Genomic DNA, 16,673 nt, shown 5'->3' on the forward strand with positions numbered 1-16,673 from the left:
GTCGTGACTGAGCGCACCCTTGTACTTATCAAGCCCGACGGAGTTGCCCGCCGCTACGTGGGAGAAATCCTCGGCCGCATCGAGAAGAAGGGACTGAGCATCGCAGCACTCGAGCTCAAGTCCGTTCCGCGCGAGCTGGCCAGTGCCCACTACGCCGAACACGAGAGCAAGCCGTTCTTTCCGGACCTGCTCGAGTTCATTACCTCGGGCCCGGTCGTAGCCGCAGTGCTGGAAGGCCCACGTGCCATCGCAGCGTTCCGTCAGATTGCGGGTGGTACCGACCCGGTGGGCAAAGCGGTGCCGGGCACAATCCGCGCCGACCTCGCCCTCGACGGTCAGCAGAACCTCGTGCACGGGTCCGATTCGGTCGAGTCCGCGGAACGCGAGATATCTCTCTGGTTCCCCGGCCTGTCCTGATCCCGCGGACGGCACAGCCCGCCACGCCGCCGATGGTGCTTTCTTCGGCGGTATGGCGGGACCACTACTCCGGTGTGGGATACTCGTGAAGGTTGCTTCACAGTTCGAGTTCCACCGAAGGACACGCTTCAGCAGTAATTTCAGCCCAGTACCGCTAGACAATCAGGACTTCTAGACCCGCAGGATTGCTACACCAGCAGGACGATCGAACGCCACGACAGTGGCGTTCTCGTGACAGCAACCGGATGACTCCGGAGTGTGCGATGCCCGTCATCGCTGCCGACGGCGAGGGGACACCCTTGCCGCCTCAGGCATGCTTGATGATCAGGCGCTCGTACTCGAAGGACACAAAAAGCCATCCAGCCAGGCACCGCGCTCGGCGCACCGGCCACTTGCCGTGGACAGTGCACCAGGTGCGGAGCAAGACCAGACGACACTGACGTCAAACCTTTCGTCAGGACACAAGGATTGCCCTCGCGTGGCCGCGTCACACTTCAGGTGGACGCGCCCGGGGGCCCGAGGAGACATACGTGGCCGATCAAGCCCCGCCCGAAGATGTACAGAATTCGAACACGGGAAGTTCTGCAGGTGGCGCAGATGCGTCCGCTGTGGCAACTCCGTCGTTCCCCGACCGCCTGCGTGTGCACGCTTTGGCCAAGATCATCGGTGTCACCAGCAAGCAGGTGCTCGCCAAGCTCGGTGACCTTGGCATCGAAGCACGCAGCGCGCAATCCAGCCTCGGCCGCGACGTCGCCGAGACCGTGCATGCGGCCTTCACGACGCCTGAAGACACTGCGGCTGCGCCGGTAGCGGTCGATGCACCGGCTGTGGAGGAGAAGGCTGGAGAGGAGAAGGCTGGGGAGGAACCTGCTGCTCAGGAACCTGCTGTCGACAAGCCAGCAGAGTCGAAGCCAGCAGAGCCCACGCAGGCAGTTGCCGAGCCGACCGGGTTGTTCTCCACCGAAGACGTCGCCGTAGCCACCGAGCGTGCTCCAGGCGACCGTCCCGCATTCACCGGACCGTTGTTCTTGCAGCCCGAGGCTGTCGCCGAGGCGCCACGTGCACGTCGGCGCAGTAAGAAGGCTGCAGGCCCTGCAGTCGACGCCAATGCGACCGACGGTATGTCCGAGTCGACCGGAAGTGTCACGTCCGAGTCCGCAGGCGCTACTGCGGACGCAGCGGTCACCGCTACGCCCGAAACGGTAGGCAGTGACGCGAAGAAGTCCAGCGACGAGAACTCGAAGACGGGTTCCGGCAATGAGCTCGTCGATACCGACGACGCCCGTGCCGAGTCGGATTCCTCGGGTCAGGGCGACGAGGGTGACGACGGCGACGATCAGTCACAGCCTCGACGTCGCAGGCGAGGACGACGTGGCCGCGGTCGCGGTCGCGGCGACCAGTCGAGCGATGGAACCTCCGAGGACGGCGACAGCGACGACGAGAGTCAGGCAAGTTCCGACGGCCAGGAGTCGTCCGTCGAGAATGCAGATTCGGAGTCGGACGAAGAATCATCGGCCGACGGGGATTCGTCGACCGATTCGGAGTCCGGTAGCGAGGACAAGCCCAGTGGTGAACGCCGCTCGCGTCGGCGTAGTCGATCGCGCGGGGGGTCCAGAGCGGCCGACTCGTCCTCCGAGGATGAGTCGACTCCGCCCGCCGAGACGGACGCCGAGGATTCCGCGGCAGACGCGTCTGCCGACGACACCGACGACGACCAGGACGAGTCGGATGGTTCGAGCCGTCGCAGGCGTCGGCGCCGTCGTCGTCGCAGTTCTGGAGAGGCGTCCTCCGATGCTGCGTCGTCCGAGGATGATCCGCCGAACACGGTGGTCCACGAGCGGGAGCCCCGCAACAAGCCGCGTACCAAAGACGAGGTTCAGGGAATCAGCGGGTCCACCCGCCTGGAAGCGAAGCGTCAGCGGCGCCGCGACGGGCGAGACGCCGGTCGCCGTCGTCCGCCGATCCTGACCGAGTCGGAGTTCCTGGCTCGTCGTGAATCCGTCGACCGTGTAATGGTCGTCCGCGAGAAGTCGTTCCCTGATCACGGTGATACCACTCAGGTGGCTGTCCTGGAAGACGGCGTGCTCGTCGAGCACTTCGTCACGAGCAGCGCGTCGGCCTCCATGGTCGGAAACGTGTACCTCGGCCGGGTGCAGAATGTGCTGCCGAGCATGGAAGCGGCGTTCATCGACATCGGCCGTGGTCGTAACGGCGTGCTGTATGCCGGTGAAGTCAACTGGGACGCCGCAGGTCTGGGCGGCAACTCGCGCAAGATCGAGCAGGCGCTCAAGCCGGGTGACCAGGTACTGGTTCAGGTGAGCAAGGATCCTGTCGGGCACAAGGGCGCCCGCTTGACGACCCAGCTCTCGCTGGCAGGTCGCTACCTCGTCTACGTCCCCGGTGGCAGTTCGACGGGCATCAGCCGCAAGCTTCCGGACACCGAACGCAAGCGCCTGAAGGAAATCCTGCGCGAGATCGTGCCTGCGGAGGCCGGGGTCATCATTCGGACCGCCGCCGAGGGGGTCAGCGAGGAGGAACTCGCACGCGACGTCACGCGGTTGCAGGCGCAGTGGGCGACGATCGAAGAGGCATCGGCCAAGGCCGAGTCGAGCAAGGGCAGCCAGCCACAGACCCTGTACGAAGAGCCCGATCTTCTCGTCAAGGTCATCCGTGACCTGTTCAACGAGGACTTCGTCAAGCTTGTCATCGAGGGTGAGAAGGCCTGGACGACGACGTCGAACTACATCGAAACCGTTGCCGCAGACATGCTGCCGAAGCTTCAGCGGCACGTCGTGGAGCCCGGCCAGCCGGATGTCTTCGAGGCGCATCGGATCGACGAGCAACTAGCGAAGGCACTGGATCGAAAGGTCTGGTTGCCCTCGGGCGGAACCCTCGTCATCGATCGCACAGAGGCTATGACCGTCGTCGACGTCAACACCGGCAAGTTCACCGGCGCAGGTGGAAATCTCGAAGAGACGGTCACCCGAAACAACCTCGAAGCTGCCGAAGAGGTCGTTCGACAGATGCGCTTGCGCGACATCGGCGGGATGATCGTCGTCGACTTCATCGACATGGTTCTCGAGCAGAATCGTGATCTTGTGCTCCGCAGGCTGACCGAAGCACTCGGACGCGATCGGACGCGTCATCAGGTGTCCGAGGTGACGTCGCTCGGACTGGTCCAGATGACACGAAAGAAGTTGGGAACTGGTCTGGTCGAAGCGTTCTCGACCAACTGTGAGCACTGCCAGGGCCGAGGAATCATCGTTCATCCGTTCCCGGTCGAGAGCAAGCCGGACGACGGTTCGCGGTCCAACTCTTCGCGGGGCGACTCGAGTACTCCACGCAAGCGGCGTGGTCGCGACAAGTCCGACAACGCCGGTTCCGGCGGAAGTGCGGGCTCCTCCGAGCATTCCGAAACTACGGCAGACCCCTCGATCAAGCGTGCGCATCCGGTTGCACTCGCCATGGCCGCCCATCACGACGACGTCGTCGCCGATGTCACGCCTGCCGATGTGATCGACAACGGGACCATCGACAACGGGGCCGACTCCGCCTCGGAGTCGACTCCGCAGATCATCGGCGCCTCGGAGGTTGCTGCTGCCCAGGGCAACAGTTCACCGGACACTCCCGAGGAGAACGCGACCGATTCGTCCTCTGCACCCGCCGGCACGGCGTCTGCACCGGAGCCGAGCGAAGTTCCTGCCCGCCGCGGCGGTAGGAGCGGACGTCGTAAGGCGTCCAGGCCTGCCGCAGCGGCCCCCGCAGGTGCGCCGCTGGAACCCGCTGTAGAGGTTCCCTCGGATGTCGCTGTAGAGGTCCCCTCGGATGTCGCTGGCGAGGTTTCTTCGGAAGTCGCTGGCGAGGTCCCCTCGGATGTCGCTCAGGACTCCACGACGCCCGAACCTACGGTGTCCGATGCGGTGGCAGGTTCTGCTGAGCCGGATTCTGCAGCGTCGGAATCGAGTGCGGGGGATCCCTCCGGTTCGCCGGCAGCCGAGCCTGTCGTGAAGGCGAGACGCGGTAGGCGTGTAGCCAGGAAAGCGGCTGCACCCGCTGCAGAAGCGCCCGACGCAGGAACCGTGTTCGTGATTCCGGCTACCTCGGACGCTGGCACGGACGCCGACGAGCCGGCGCCGGCACCGGTGACTGCTCCGGCTTTCACGCAGGTGGACAGCGTTGAAACTGTCCAAGAGGTGCCGGTGACCAAGCCTCGTCGACGTCGTGCCGCAGCGCGACCGGCCGGGCCTCCGGTCGACGCGTAGGGGGCCGGAGACGGGCGGTTTGACCATGGCCGCCCGTCTGCCGTAACCTTGATAAGTCGCTCCCGGTGACAGTGTTCTGCTATGCCTTGACTCCGTTCGCGGTCCAGTTCGAGTGCCACGCAAACGTTCACACCCGGTAGCAAGAAACAATGCAAGATCAGACCAGTCGTGTTGCCGTGGGCAGCGCGAGCAAGTTCGAAGAAGCAAGGGGTAGCCCTCCGATGGCAACGTACGCGATCGTCAAGACCGGCGGAAAGCAGTACAAGGTCGCTGTTGGTGACCTCGTCAAGGTCGAGAAGATCGAGGGAGCGCCCGGCACTGCTGTCTCGCTTGCTCCGGTCCTCGTCGTTGATGGATCCGACCTGACCACAGATGCAGACAAGCTGGCGAAGATCTCCGTCGCCGGTGAGATCGTCGAGCACACCAAGGGCCCGAAGATCCGCATCCACAAGTTCAAGAACAAGACCGGCTACCACAAGCGTCAGGGACACAGGCAGAAGCTGACTGTCCTCAAGGTCACCGGTATCAAGTAACCAGTTCTCTCACAGCCGGTTTTGCTCGCGGAGCTGGCGTTCTTCTTACCCGAGGAGGGTACGCACATGGCACATAAGAAGGGTGCATCAAGCTCCCGTAACGGTCGCGACTCAAATGCTCAGCGCCTCGGCGTGAAGCGTTTCGGCGGCCAGACGGTCAGCGCAGGCGAGATCCTGGTTCGTCAGCGTGGCACTCACTTCCACCCCGGCGTCAACGTCGGCCGTGGCGGCGACGACACTCTGTTCGCTCTGTCCGCAGGCGCAGTCGAGTTCGGCGCCAAGCGTGGACGCAAGACCGTGAACATCGTTCCGGTCGCAGTCGAGGTCTAGTCCTACACTGCATCATCTGCGTCGATACGTAGGTTGGAGAAGTCCGACCTACCAAGCGACGCGCCCAAGCCAGTCGATAAGGGCGGACCAGGGTCATTCAACCCGGGTCCGCCCTTATCGTCTTTCCTAGGGCATCGAACATTTCGGTCGGTAAGAACGACCGAGGAAGGATCGAAGGCAGCTATGTCACGATTCATCGACCGCGTGGTACTGCATGTCAGTGCCGGTAAAGGCGGCAACGGCTGCTCTTCGGTTCATCGCGAGAAGTTCAAACCGCTCGGTGGCCCCGACGGCGGCAACGGCGGTCAGGGTGGCGGCGTCGTGTTCGTCGTCGACAGCAGCGTCCATACGCTTCTCGATTTCCACTTCCACTCGCACGCCAAGGCGAGCAACGGAACGCAGGGAATGGGCGGGAACCGAGAGGGGGCCAACGGTGAGGATCTGATCCTCAAGGTCCCCGACGGAACGGTCGTCCTGGACAAGAACGGCCGCATTCTCGCCGACATGATCGGCGAAGGCACCCGATTCGACGCTGCACCGGGAGGTCGCGGCGGACTGGGCAATGCAGCGCTGGCGTCGAAGGCTCGTCGTGCGCCCGGATTCGCCCTCCTCGGCGAGGAGGGCATCGAGCGCGACTTGGTACTCGAACTCAAGTCGGTTGCCGATATCGGCCTCGTCGGGTTCCCTTCCGCAGGCAAGTCCTCGCTGGTGTCGGTGTTGTCCGCCGCCAAGCCGAAGATCGCCGACTACCCGTTCACCACGCTCGTGCCGAACCTGGGTGTCGTCTCCAGCGGCGATACGACCTACACGGTGGCCGATGTCCCCGGCCTGATCCCCGGTGCGAGCCAAGGCAAGGGGCTTGGTCTCGACTTTCTGCGGCACCTCGAACGAACCGCGGTCCTGGCTCACGTAGTCGACTGCGCCACACTGGATCCGGGCCGCGACCCGGTCTCCGACGTCGACGCTCTCGAAGCCGAGCTCGCGGCCTACAAGCCTGCGATGCTCGGTGACGCAAGCTTGGGTGACCTCGCCGACCGTCCGCGGATCGTCGTTCTCAACAAGGCGGACATCCCCGAAGCCGCCGAGTTGGCAGAGATGGTCACCCCCGAGTTCGAAGCTCGCGGCTGGCCTGTCTTCACGATCTCCGCTGTGAGTCACGAAGGCCTGAAGCCGCTGATCTACGCCCTCGGCAAGATGGTCGAGGACTACCGCATCGCGCACCCGCCGGCAGAACCTCGTCGACCGGTCCTTCGGCCCGTTGCCCGCAACGAAGAGGGTTTCCAGGTCATCAAGGATCCCGATGTGCCGGGTGGATTCGTCGTACTGGGCACCAGGCCGGAACGCTGGGTACGTCAGACGCAGTTCAGCAACGACGAAGCGGTCGGGTACCTCGCGGACCGTCTGGCGCGCCTCGGCGTCGAGGACGCTCTCATCAAGCTGGGAGCTCAGCCGGGCGCCTCTGTGACCATCGGCGACGTGTCGTTCGACTGGGAGCCACAGACGACCGCCGGCGTGGAGATCACCCGTACGGGTCGCGGTACCGATATTCGACTCGATCAGGTCGAGCGCATCGGTGCGGAGGAACGCAAGCATGCTCGTCGAGTCCGCCGCGGACTCGACACCGAAGAGTGAGTGGACGTGACTGCTGAATCCGATTCTGCTGTCGGGGTATCGGCGACCAGGGCAACCATTGCCGATGCCAAACGGATCGTGGTCAAGATCGGCTCCTCCGCGTTGACCTCGCTCGTCGGTGGTCTCGACGTCGGACGCCTCGACCTCCTTGCCGATGCCGTCGAGGCCAGGATGCGGGCAGGTACCGACGTGATCGTGGTGTCCTCCGGAGCTATCGGCGCTGGGATCGCGCCCCTGGGACTGACCAAGAGGCCACGGGATCTGGCGACGAAGCAGGCTGCCGCAAGCGTCGGGCAGCTCGCACTGGCACATGCGTGGGGGACGTCGTTCGCGCGGTACGGACGGACCGTCGGGCAGGTGCTGCTCACAGCCGAGGACATCGCTCGTCGTACCAACCATCGCAATGCGCAACGCACCCTCGATCGTTTGCGGTCCCTCGGCGCGGTCGCCGTGGTCAATGAGAACGACACGGTGGCCACGGCCGAGATCCGCTTCGGCGACAACGATCGACTGGCTGCACTCGTCGCGCACCTCGCGGGCGCCGAGGCCCTGATACTTCTGTCCGACGTCGACGGTCTCTACGACGGTGATCCCCGCAAGGGCCACGCCGTGCTGATTCCCGAGGTGAACAGCCCGGAAGACCTCGACGGAGTCGTGGCCGGGTCCGGGGGAGCCCTCGGTACCGGCGGAATGGCATCCAAATTGTCCGCTGCGCGCCTGGCCGCGGACGCCGGTGTTCCCGTCCTACTCGCAGCGGCAGCGGACGCCGACGTCGCATTGACGACAGCGCACGTCGGGACGGCTTTCGCCGGTCGACCGGTACGGCTGTCCTCGCGGCGATTCTGGGTTCGTCACGCCGCCGACGTGCAGGGCGATCTCCATCTGGACGCGGGTGCGGTCACTGCGGTGGTCGGCGGTCGGCGGTCGTTGTTGTCCGCGGGAATCACCGGAATTTCCGGACGCTTCTACGGAGGCGATGTCGTTGCACTGCGCGATCCCGACGGACTCGTCGTTGCTCGTGGGGTCGCCGCATACGATGCCTCCGAGCTGACCGGAATGCTCGGAAAGTCCAGCTCCGATCTTTCGCCGGAATTGCAGCGTCCCGTCGTTCACGCCGACGACCTGGTATCGGTCGCAACCTAGATTTCCGCCCATACCGGACAAAGCGGTTCGTTTTCGGTCGTAGGTGTTGCGCTGCACATGAATCGGCAGTTCGATGGTGTGCACCGAAGGTGATCTAGGAGCGCTATGGACCGGACCGACTTCTCGACCGACGCGGATGCAGTGTTCCGGCGGCGCTGGCTCATTCTCGCGGTCATGGTCGTGTGCCTGCTGGTCGTCATCCTCGACAACACCATCCTCAACGTCGCACTGAAGACTATTCAGTCCGACCTCGATGCGTCGCAGAGCGCGATGCAATGGGCCGTGGACAGCTACGCGGTCGTCTTCGCGGGACTGCTGATCGTGTGGGGTGTCACCGGTGACCGGATCGGGCGTAAACGGACCCTTGTCATCGGAATGGTGCTGTTCGGCATCACGTCAGCGCTGTGCTCGACGGCGGACAGTGCGACCGAGCTCATCGTCTACCGGGCGCTCATGGGTATCGGCGCGGCGGCCGTTCAGCCGCAGACGCTGTCGATTATTCAGAACGTGTTCGAACCGGACGAGCGGCCGAAGGCAATCGGCATCTGGGCTGCGGCGTCGGGAATCGCCATTGCACTCGGTCCGATCACCGGTGGTGCTTTGCTCGAATTCTTCTGGTGGGGATCGGTTTTCCTCGTCAACGTGCCGATCGTCATCATCGGTGTCGCATTGATCTTCGTGCTGGTTCCAGAGTCGAAGGATCCGAACCCAGGCAAGATCGACCCGTTCGGAGTGATCCTGTCCATCGTGGCCCTGGTGGTGCTCGTCTTCGGAATCATCGAGGGCGGCAACACCAACGACTGGTTGCAGTGGCGGTCGCTGGGTGCAATCGTCCTCGGGGCGATCCTGCTGACCCTGTTCGTAGTGCTGGAGCGTCGAAGTGTGCACCCGACGATCGACGTGACGTTGTTCAAGAACCGACAGTTCTCCGCGGGCACCATTTCGATTGCGCTCGTGTTCTTTTCGTTGATGGGTGCCACCTTCTACCTGGCCTACTATCTGCAGGCCATTCGTGGGTACACCCCGCTCGCTGCCGGTGTTGCACTGATCGCAGTCGCCGCGGGTGTCATGATTTCGGCCAGTCAAGCTGCCAAGCTGTCCGACCGGTTCGGCGCGCGGTACGTAGCAGGCAGCGGGCTCACCCTCTTCGCGCTGGCGATGCTGTCCTACGGACTGGTAGGAGAGACCACGCCACAGTGGATCGTCGAGGTTCAGATGTTCGTGCTCGGCTCCGGCATGGGGTTGACGATGACTCCGGCGACGAACGCGATCATGGGGGCCGTTCCACGCGACAAGGCTGGAGCGGGATCGGCCGTCAACAACACCGTCCGGCAGGTCGCAGGCGCGCTCGGTGTGGCGGTGCTCGGGTCACTGCTCGCAGTGGCATTCCGCGCGGACCTGGGGGCCACGACCCCCAGCGACGTGGCGTCCGCACTGGATCAGCCGTCGCAGATCGTCTCTCAGCTGCCGACCGAAGTCCAGGTCACTCCGCTGGCGACCGCCGACGCGAGTGAGTCCATCGGCGGTGCACTCGACTTTGCGGGCCGGTCCGCGGAGGCGCTGACAGCGCGTGCCGCACTGCCGCAGGCGGGTGGGATTCCCGCCGATGTCATGGCGGAGCAGAAGCAGAACGCCGAGGAGACGCTGACGACGTTCGTCGCCGAGTCCAAAGCGGCCTTCGTGCACGGCATGCATGTGTCCTCGGTCGCAGCTGCGGGGAGCGCCTTCCTCGGCGCCATCGCTGCATTCACACTGCTCCCAGGCAGGCTGCGGGTGGAGGACGAGGCGGAAGTTTCAGTGTGAACGAGGTCTAGTCGAGGGGCGGCAGCGCGTCCACCAGCGCGGCCAGGGTCTCCGAGCAGCCTGCCTGGGTCGTGATCGTCGCGAACTCGTCGCCCCTGGTGGGGCCGCGATTAATGACGACGATCGGAAGCGCCGCCTTTGCTGCTCGACGGACGAACCGTAGCCCGGACATCACCGTCAACGACGATCCCACCACCAGAAGCGCATCCGAGCTGTCCACCAGATCGAAGGCTTGCGCCACACGGGGCTTGGGTACGCTCTCGCCGAAATAGACGATGTCCGGTTTCAGTATCCCTCCGCAGTGCTCGCAATCGACCATGTGAAAGTGCGCCGTATCGGTGATGATCGCGTCGGCGTCCGGCGCTATCTCCACCCCCTCGGCAGGGGCGACACTGTCCAGGAATCCCGGGTTCTTCGCATCGAGCCGCCGAGCCAGCGTGAAGCGTGACATCAACTGCTGGCAGTCGAGGCATCGGACGCGGGCATAGACTCCGTGCAGGTCGATCACCTGTCTGCTCCCAGCCTTGGTATGCAGCATGTCGACGTTCTGGGTGATGATCCCGGTGACGATGCCCCGGCGTTCGAGAGCGGCGAGAGCACGATGGCCGTCGTTCGGCCGCGCTGCATCCATGTGACGCCAGCCGACGTGGTTGCGAGCCCAGTAGTGGCGGCGGAACTCGTCGTCGCCGACGAACTGCTGATAGGTCATCGGGTTGCGCGGGGGAGAGTCCGGTCCGCGGTAGTCGGGAATTCCGGAATCGGTGGACATCCCGGCGCCGGACACGACCGCAACTCGCTTGCCCTCCAACAACCGCGCAATGGCAGTCAGTTGCGCCGAGGGTTGGACATGCGCCGAGGGTTGGACATGCGCCGAGGGTTGGACATGCGCTGAGGCAACGTCAGGGCGGACGGGTGAAGCCACGCACTCCAGATTAGCGCTCAATATCCCTGAGTCGGATCCACACGAGCGATGAGGGCCTCACCAGCGACGAAGCGTGCCACGTTCGCGGCCACATGCTCGGCGTACGCGTTCTCGCGCAGCACGGTGGGGTTCGAGTCGTGCGGGGTGATGATCGCGTTGGTCAGTCTCCACAGCGGGTGGCCGTCAGGAAGCGGTTCGGGGTCGGTGACGTCGAGTCCTGCCCCGGCGATCGATTCGGTTCTCAGCGCCTCGACCAGAGCGTCGGTATCGACGAGCGATCCGCGTGCGACGTTGACGACCCAGGAGTGCCTCGGCAGTCTTGCAAGCTCGGCAGAGCCGACGAGGTGCCGCGTGGCGGGGGTGGCGGGTGCCGCGACGACGACGTGATCGGTATTCGACCACACTTCGTCGAGCGCCGACACCGGCAGGGTTCGTATCGCTCCCGGAACGGGGCGGCCGGAGCGATTCACAGCAACGACCTCGGCGCCGAGTGCAGCGAGCATCGGAATCAACGCGCGACCTATTCCGCCGGCGCCCACGATGGTGACCGTTGCGCCGCGCAGAGTTCCCACTCGGCCAATGAGGTGCTCTTGCTCCCAGCTGCGCGCTTGGAGATGCTCAGGGAGCGCGCGCACTCCGGCAAGCAGCAAGGCCAGCGCGTGTTCGGCAACGGTCGCCGCGAAAGCGCCTGCAGCAGAGGTGAATTCCACAGAGGGATGGGCCTCGAAGGCTCGCGCGTCGAACCAGGACTCGACACCGGCCGAGGGGAGCTGCACCCAGCGAACACCGTCCGGCAGTGACGCGGGGAAATCGGACGGACCAGCCGACCAGATCAACGCGGAGGCATCGGACAAGGGCGTAGAGACGGCTCCACCCCGCTCGATCGCTTTCACCAACTTTCGGTCTTCTTCGGGACCGATGGCTATGGCTTTCGAACGGGGCGAAGTCACGCTCTCGAGGATACGCGTTGCGGGAGCCTGCGAGGTTTAGGCAGGCACCTCGACGAGGGGGTAGACACCGTTTTCGTCGTGGGTCTCGTTGCCCACCACGGGTGGATTGAATACGCACAGCATGCGCATCTGGGTCCGAGGTTCGACGGTGTGGCGTTCGTTGCCGTTGAGCAGGTACATGGACCCAGCTCCGAGTTCGTAGGTCTCACCGGTCTCACGATCGGTGAGCGTGCCTTCGCCCTCGATGAGCCACACGGCTTCGATGTGGTTGGCGTAGTGAAAGTTGTTCACCGTGCCGGCTTTGATCGTGGTTTCGTGGAATGAGAAACCGACTTTGTCGCCGCCGAGGATGATGCGCTTGCTGCGCCAGTTTCCGTCCTCGCTGCTGATGTCGCGGTCTGTTCCGGTGATTTCTTCGGTGGTGCGTACGATCATGTGCTGCTCCCTTCGGCTGGCGTTGTCTCAAACGTACGAGAAGTGGCTCAGGAGCACACTTTAACTGTCGCGTTTTCGATGATGTCCAGTCCGCGATCGAGTTCTTCGATGGTCGTGGTCAGCGGCGGAAGCAGCTTGACGACCTCGTCGGACGGTCCTGCGGTTTCGACGAGCAGTGCTTCGTCGTAGCAGAGCGCCGCGACCTTGCTTGCCATCTCGGGCTCGTCGAAGACCAGGGCTTGAACCATGCCGCGTCCACGCGTCGAGACTCCGTCGAACTTGGCGCAGAGCTTGATGAATCGGTCCCGGATGTGCTCGCCCTTGGCGAGAACCTCCTTCTCGAACTTGTCGTCGGACCAGTAGGTGTCGATCGCGGTCTTCGCGGTGACGAACGACGGGTTGAATCCGCGGAAGGTTCCGTTGTGCTCACCCGGGGACCAGGCGTCGAGTTCGGGCTTGAACAGTGTGAGCGCCATCGGCATGCCGTATCCACCGATCGACTTCGACAGCGTGACGATATCGGGAACGATCCCGGCTTCCTCGAAGGAGAAGAACTGACCGGTGCGGCCGCAGCCCATCTGGACGTCGTCGACGATCAGGAGGATGTCGCGACGCGAGCACAGCTCGGCCAAGGCGCGCAACCATTCCGGGCGTGCAACGTTGATTCCGCCCTCGCCCTGGATGGTCTCCACGATCACGGCGGCCGGACGGTTGAATCCACTGCCCGAATCGTCGAGGACACGTTCGAACCACTGGAAGTCCTCGGTGACTCCACCGAAGTAGTTGTCGTACGGCATCGGCGTGGTGTGTACCAGCGGGATTCCGGCGCCAGCTCGCTTCATCGAGTTGCCGGTAACCGACAACGCACCGAGTGTCATGCCATGGAATGCGTTGGTGAAGTTGATGATCGCTTCGCGACCGGTCACCTTGCGAGCGAGCTTCAGTGCGGCTTCGACGGTGTTGGTGCCGGTGGGTCCGGGGAACTGAACCTTGTAGTTCAGGCCACGCGGATCGAGGATGTTCTTTTTGAACGACTCCAGGAATTCGCGTTTGGCAACAGTGGACATGTCCAGTCCATGGGTGATGCCGTCGCTCTGGATGTAGTCGACCAGTGCGTCCTTGAGGATCTGGTTGTTGTGTCCGTAGTTCAGCGCACCTGCGCCGCCGAAGAAGTCGAGGTACTCGCGGCCGGTTTCGTCGACGATGGTGGAGTTCTTCGCGGTCGTGAAAACGGCCGGCCACTGGCGGCTGTAGCTACGGACGGCGGACTCGACGGTCTCGAAGATGTCGGGCTTCTCTGTGGTTTTCGTCTTCTCGGTCATGTTCTGCGTGTTCCTTTCGTCTGTGCGCACGGCGGCTGGGCCTACTGTGTAGAGCTCTTCTGCCTCGTGGCTATCAGGGAAATCGTTGGGCGCGAACAGATCTGATCTTCTTATTTCGGTCCCTCGTGTTCGGGCGAGGGCCGTGAACAACGCGATGGATGCTTCGTTGTCCGGGCTGATCGTCGTTTCTAGGTGCGTGATGCCCTGCGGGGTAAGGCGGTCGAGCAGTTCGTTCAACATCCGTCCGGCGAGGCCCTTGCCTCGTTGATCGGCATCGACCGCAACCTGCCACACGAAAAACGTTGTGGGGGAGTCTTGCCGGAGGTAACCGGTGACGAAACCAACTGCTCGTCCATCGACGTCGGAGACGACGGATGTGGCCGCAAAATCTCTGCACCACAATATGTACGAGTAACTCGAGTTGAGATCGAGCACTCTCGAATCTCTTGCAATTTCCCAGAGCCGGACTCCGTCGGAAATCTTGGGACTACGAAAGTTCACTGCGTCCGGCGCAGTGACTGGGGTCGCTCTCAGCTGTGCAGGCTTCATAGGAAATACAAACGTAACAAGGTGGGCATGGCTTTTCACGTAGCTTCCGAGATTGGTTGCCGAAACCCCCGTGCTTGCGCAGGTGACAGGGTGATTGTGACGCTGGTCACAAATTGCTGCCGTGTGGTAAAAGCGGGACCGATTCGGTGATTCTTCGCGACACTTCCGTTCCCGATGGACAGTCTGGACTTAACGTCGAGCGTCACCCCTCTGAAGGGCGTGGACTTCGGGGTTACGGACTACTTGGGGGTGGCCAGGGCAAACGGGAGCACCGCGTCCGCCCCTGCGCCCCGGAGCGCCGCCGCGGCGCAGGTGAACGTCCAGCCGGTGTCGGTCGTCAGATCCACAAGCAACAACGGGCCATCTGTGCCGCTCAGATCCGGTACGTCCCACGAGTCGACGAGACCGGCGACCCTGAACGCGGAGTTGGCGGCCGTGACGCGCGGGTGGTCCGGCCTCCGTCGAAGCACGCCCAGGTCGGTCAGCTTGCCGATGCGCGCAAGTTCACCCGCCACCGACTGGACCAATTTGGGGTGCGTATCCGACTCCAGGGCGAGCACAGCCGTCGGCCGTGACTTCCAGTCCCAGGATGCCAGCACCGCGATACACCCGTCGATTAGGGCCGACGGCGCTGGACCGTCGGGGCCGTCGAGGACAGCACGCAGCCGGCCACCCCATCCGAGGTCGGTGAGCCGCCCGAGGATCCGTCCTGGTTCGGGCCCGTCGGCAATCTTCCCCGAGAGTGAGACTCCGAGCTTCTTCATCCCGCTGGGCCACTGTTTACGCGGCGGAAGGTCCAGTCCGGGCCGGTCGAGCCTGGCTTTCGCGGATTCGACCGCAGTGGCGTCGACCTGGGAAGAGTAAGACTGCCCTGTGCAATTGTCGCATCGGCCACACTCGGCCTTACCGTCGCCGAGGTTCGGATCGTCGAGCTGGCGACGGAGGAATTCCATCCTGCAGCCATCGGTTCGCTGGTAGTCCAGCATCGCCTGCTGTTCCGCGTCTCTGGCTTGCTCGAGGCGCTCGTAGCGGTCTGCGTCGTAGGTCCAAGGCTGACCAGTCGAGATCCAGCCGCCACGCACGCGCTGAACGGCTCCGTCCACGTCGAGAACTTTCAGAACCATCTCGAGGCGGCTTCGATTGAGATCGACCAAGGGTTCCAGAGCTGGCGTCGATTGCGGCTTGACCGGGTCCAGGTTGTCGATGACCTGCCGGACGACATGCTCACGCGGGAACGCCACGGAGGCGAAGTAGCTCCAGATCTGCCTGTCCTCGTGGCCGGGGAGAAGAATCACTTCTGCGCGCTCGGTCGCACGACCTGCACGGCCGACCTGCTGGTAGTACGAGATGGGGGAGGACGGCGCCCCCATGTGCACGACGAAACCCAGATCCGGCTTGTCGAACCCCATGCCGAGCGCAGACGTCGCGACCAGGGCTTTCACGTCGTTGTTGAGCAGTTCGGCTTCGAGGGTCTCTCGCTCGGTCGTGTCGGTCTGGCCGGTGTACGCCGACACCGCGAGCCCCTGGTCGGACAGCAAACTCGCGAGGTCACGTGCCGCGGAGACGGTCAACGTGTAGATGATTCCCGATCCGGGTAGTTGCGCGAGGTGGGAAGCCAGCCACGCTGCGCGTTCGGTCGAGTTCTCGATCTTCACCACCGACAGGTGCAGCGACTCACGTTCGAGGCCGCCGCGGAGTACGAGAGTGTCGCCGCCTCCGACGCCGAGTTGGGCTGCGACGTCCGACACCACACGATCGTTGGCTGTAGCAGTGGTCGCCAGGACGGGGATCCCTTCACGCAACTCGGAAATGAGAGTTCGTATTCGCCGGTAGTCCGGACGAAAGTCGTGACCCCAGTCCGACACACAGTGCGCCTCGTCGACCACGACCAGACCGGCGTCGCCTGCCAGCGACGGGAGTACCTGGTCGCGGAAGTCGGGATTGTTCAATCGCTCTGGGCTGACGAGAAGAACATCGAGCCGTCCTGCCGCCACATCGGCGTGCACGTCTTCCCACTCCGTCATGTTGCCGGAGTTGATGGTCGCCGCCTTGACGCCTGCTCGTTCGGCGGAGGCAACCTGGTTCCGCATCAGTGCAAGCAGAGGCGACACGATGACGGTGGGGCCCAGGCCCTGCTGCCGGAGCAACTTTGCCGCAATGAAGTAGACAGCGGACTTTCCCCAACCGGTGCGTTGGACCACCAGAGCGCGCCGCCGGTGCACAACGAGGGCCTCGATGGCGATCCACTGGTCTTCCCGCAGGCGGGCAACCGGGCCTGCGAGTTCGCGGAGCAGGCGCTCGGCGTCGGTACGCAGGTCTGTCGGAGCTTCCGATGCGGTGGTCATGGGTCCATGGTGCCGCATACCTCCGACACC

Annotated in this window: 12 protein-coding genes and 1 pseudogene; 7 read left to right on the top strand and 6 right to left on the bottom strand. The window is 63.9% G+C overall.

Going from position 1 to position 16,673, the window contains the following annotated elements:
• Positions 1-3 precede the first annotated feature (3 nt).
• From ndk to WDS16_RS05785, 7 genes are all read left to right on the top strand, one after another.
• Positions 4-417: a nucleoside-diphosphate kinase gene (ndk, locus tag WDS16_RS05755; RefSeq protein WP_338891173.1), complete on the top strand. Its 414-nt coding sequence runs from the start codon at positions 4-6 to the stop codon at positions 415-417.
• 530 nt (positions 418-947) lie between these two features.
• Entirely contained in the window at positions 948-4,679 is a 3,732-nt protein-coding gene (locus WDS16_RS05760; RefSeq protein ID WP_338891174.1) for a translation initiation factor IF-2 N-terminal domain-containing protein, read from the top strand.
• 221 nt (positions 4,680-4,900) lie between these two features.
• Positions 4,901-5,212 carry a 50S ribosomal protein L21 gene (gene rplU, locus WDS16_RS05765; RefSeq protein WP_032394581.1) on the top strand — a complete coding sequence of 104 codons (312 nt, stop codon included), beginning with the start codon at positions 4,901-4,903 and terminating at the stop codon, positions 5,210-5,212.
• Between the two features lie 66 nt (positions 5,213-5,278).
• Positions 5,279-5,542: a 50S ribosomal protein L27 gene (gene rpmA / locus WDS16_RS05770; protein WP_068378603.1), complete on the top strand. Its 264-nt coding sequence runs from the start codon at positions 5,279-5,281 to the stop codon at positions 5,540-5,542.
• Between the two features lie 183 nt (positions 5,543-5,725).
• On the top strand, positions 5,726-7,174 hold the full coding sequence (gene obgE, locus WDS16_RS05775; protein WP_338891182.1) for a GTPase ObgE: 1,449 nt from the start codon (positions 5,726-5,728) through the stop codon (positions 7,172-7,174).
• A 6-nt stretch (positions 7,175-7,180) separates the two neighbouring features.
• Positions 7,181-8,317 carry a glutamate 5-kinase gene (gene proB / locus WDS16_RS05780; RefSeq protein ID WP_338891183.1) on the top strand — a complete coding sequence of 379 codons (1,137 nt, stop codon included), beginning with the start codon at positions 7,181-7,183 and terminating at the stop codon, positions 8,315-8,317.
• A 105-nt stretch (positions 8,318-8,422) separates the two neighbouring features.
• The gene (locus WDS16_RS05785; RefSeq protein ID WP_338891186.1) at positions 8,423-10,120 is read left to right on the top strand and encodes an MFS transporter; all 1,698 of its coding nucleotides are present in this window, start codon (positions 8,423-8,425) and stop codon (positions 10,118-10,120) included.
• A gap of 7 nt (positions 10,121-10,127) precedes the next feature.
• Here WDS16_RS05785 and WDS16_RS05790 read toward each other — a convergent pair whose 3' ends face one another.
• The 6 genes and pseudogenes from WDS16_RS05790 to WDS16_RS05815 form a co-directional block, all read right to left on the bottom strand.
• Complete coding sequence (locus WDS16_RS05790) at positions 10,128-11,042, bottom strand: NAD-dependent protein deacetylase (RefSeq protein WP_338891188.1); 915 nt, start codon at positions 11,040-11,042, stop codon at positions 10,128-10,130.
• A gap of 17 nt (positions 11,043-11,059) precedes the next feature.
• Positions 11,060-11,992, bottom strand: coding sequence for a D-isomer specific 2-hydroxyacid dehydrogenase family protein (locus WDS16_RS05795; RefSeq protein ID WP_338891190.1), 933 nt, complete (start codon positions 11,990-11,992; stop codon positions 11,060-11,062).
• 36 nt (positions 11,993-12,028) lie between these two features.
• A complete protein-coding gene (locus WDS16_RS05800) occupies positions 12,029-12,427 on the bottom strand; it encodes an ectoine synthase (RefSeq protein ID WP_068378612.1) in 399 nt (132 codons plus the stop codon).
• A 47-nt stretch (positions 12,428-12,474) separates the two neighbouring features.
• Positions 12,475-13,749: a diaminobutyrate--2-oxoglutarate transaminase gene (gene ectB, locus WDS16_RS05805; protein ID WP_338893257.1), complete on the bottom strand. Its 1,275-nt coding sequence runs from the start codon at positions 13,747-13,749 to the stop codon at positions 12,475-12,477.
• A gap of 48 nt (positions 13,750-13,797) precedes the next feature.
• Positions 13,798-14,298: pseudogene (gene ectA, locus WDS16_RS05810) on the bottom strand (diaminobutyrate acetyltransferase); the annotation flags it as partial.
• A gap of 239 nt (positions 14,299-14,537) precedes the next feature.
• On the bottom strand, positions 14,538-16,643 hold the full coding sequence (locus WDS16_RS05815) for a RecQ family ATP-dependent DNA helicase (protein ID WP_338891193.1): 2,106 nt from the start codon (positions 16,641-16,643) through the stop codon (positions 14,538-14,540).
• Positions 16,644-16,673: the final 30 nt, after the last annotated feature.

Source organism: Rhodococcus sovatensis (genome assembly GCF_037327425.1).
Taxonomy (GTDB): Bacteria; Actinomycetota; Actinomycetes; order Mycobacteriales; family Mycobacteriaceae; genus Rhodococcoides; species Rhodococcoides sovatense.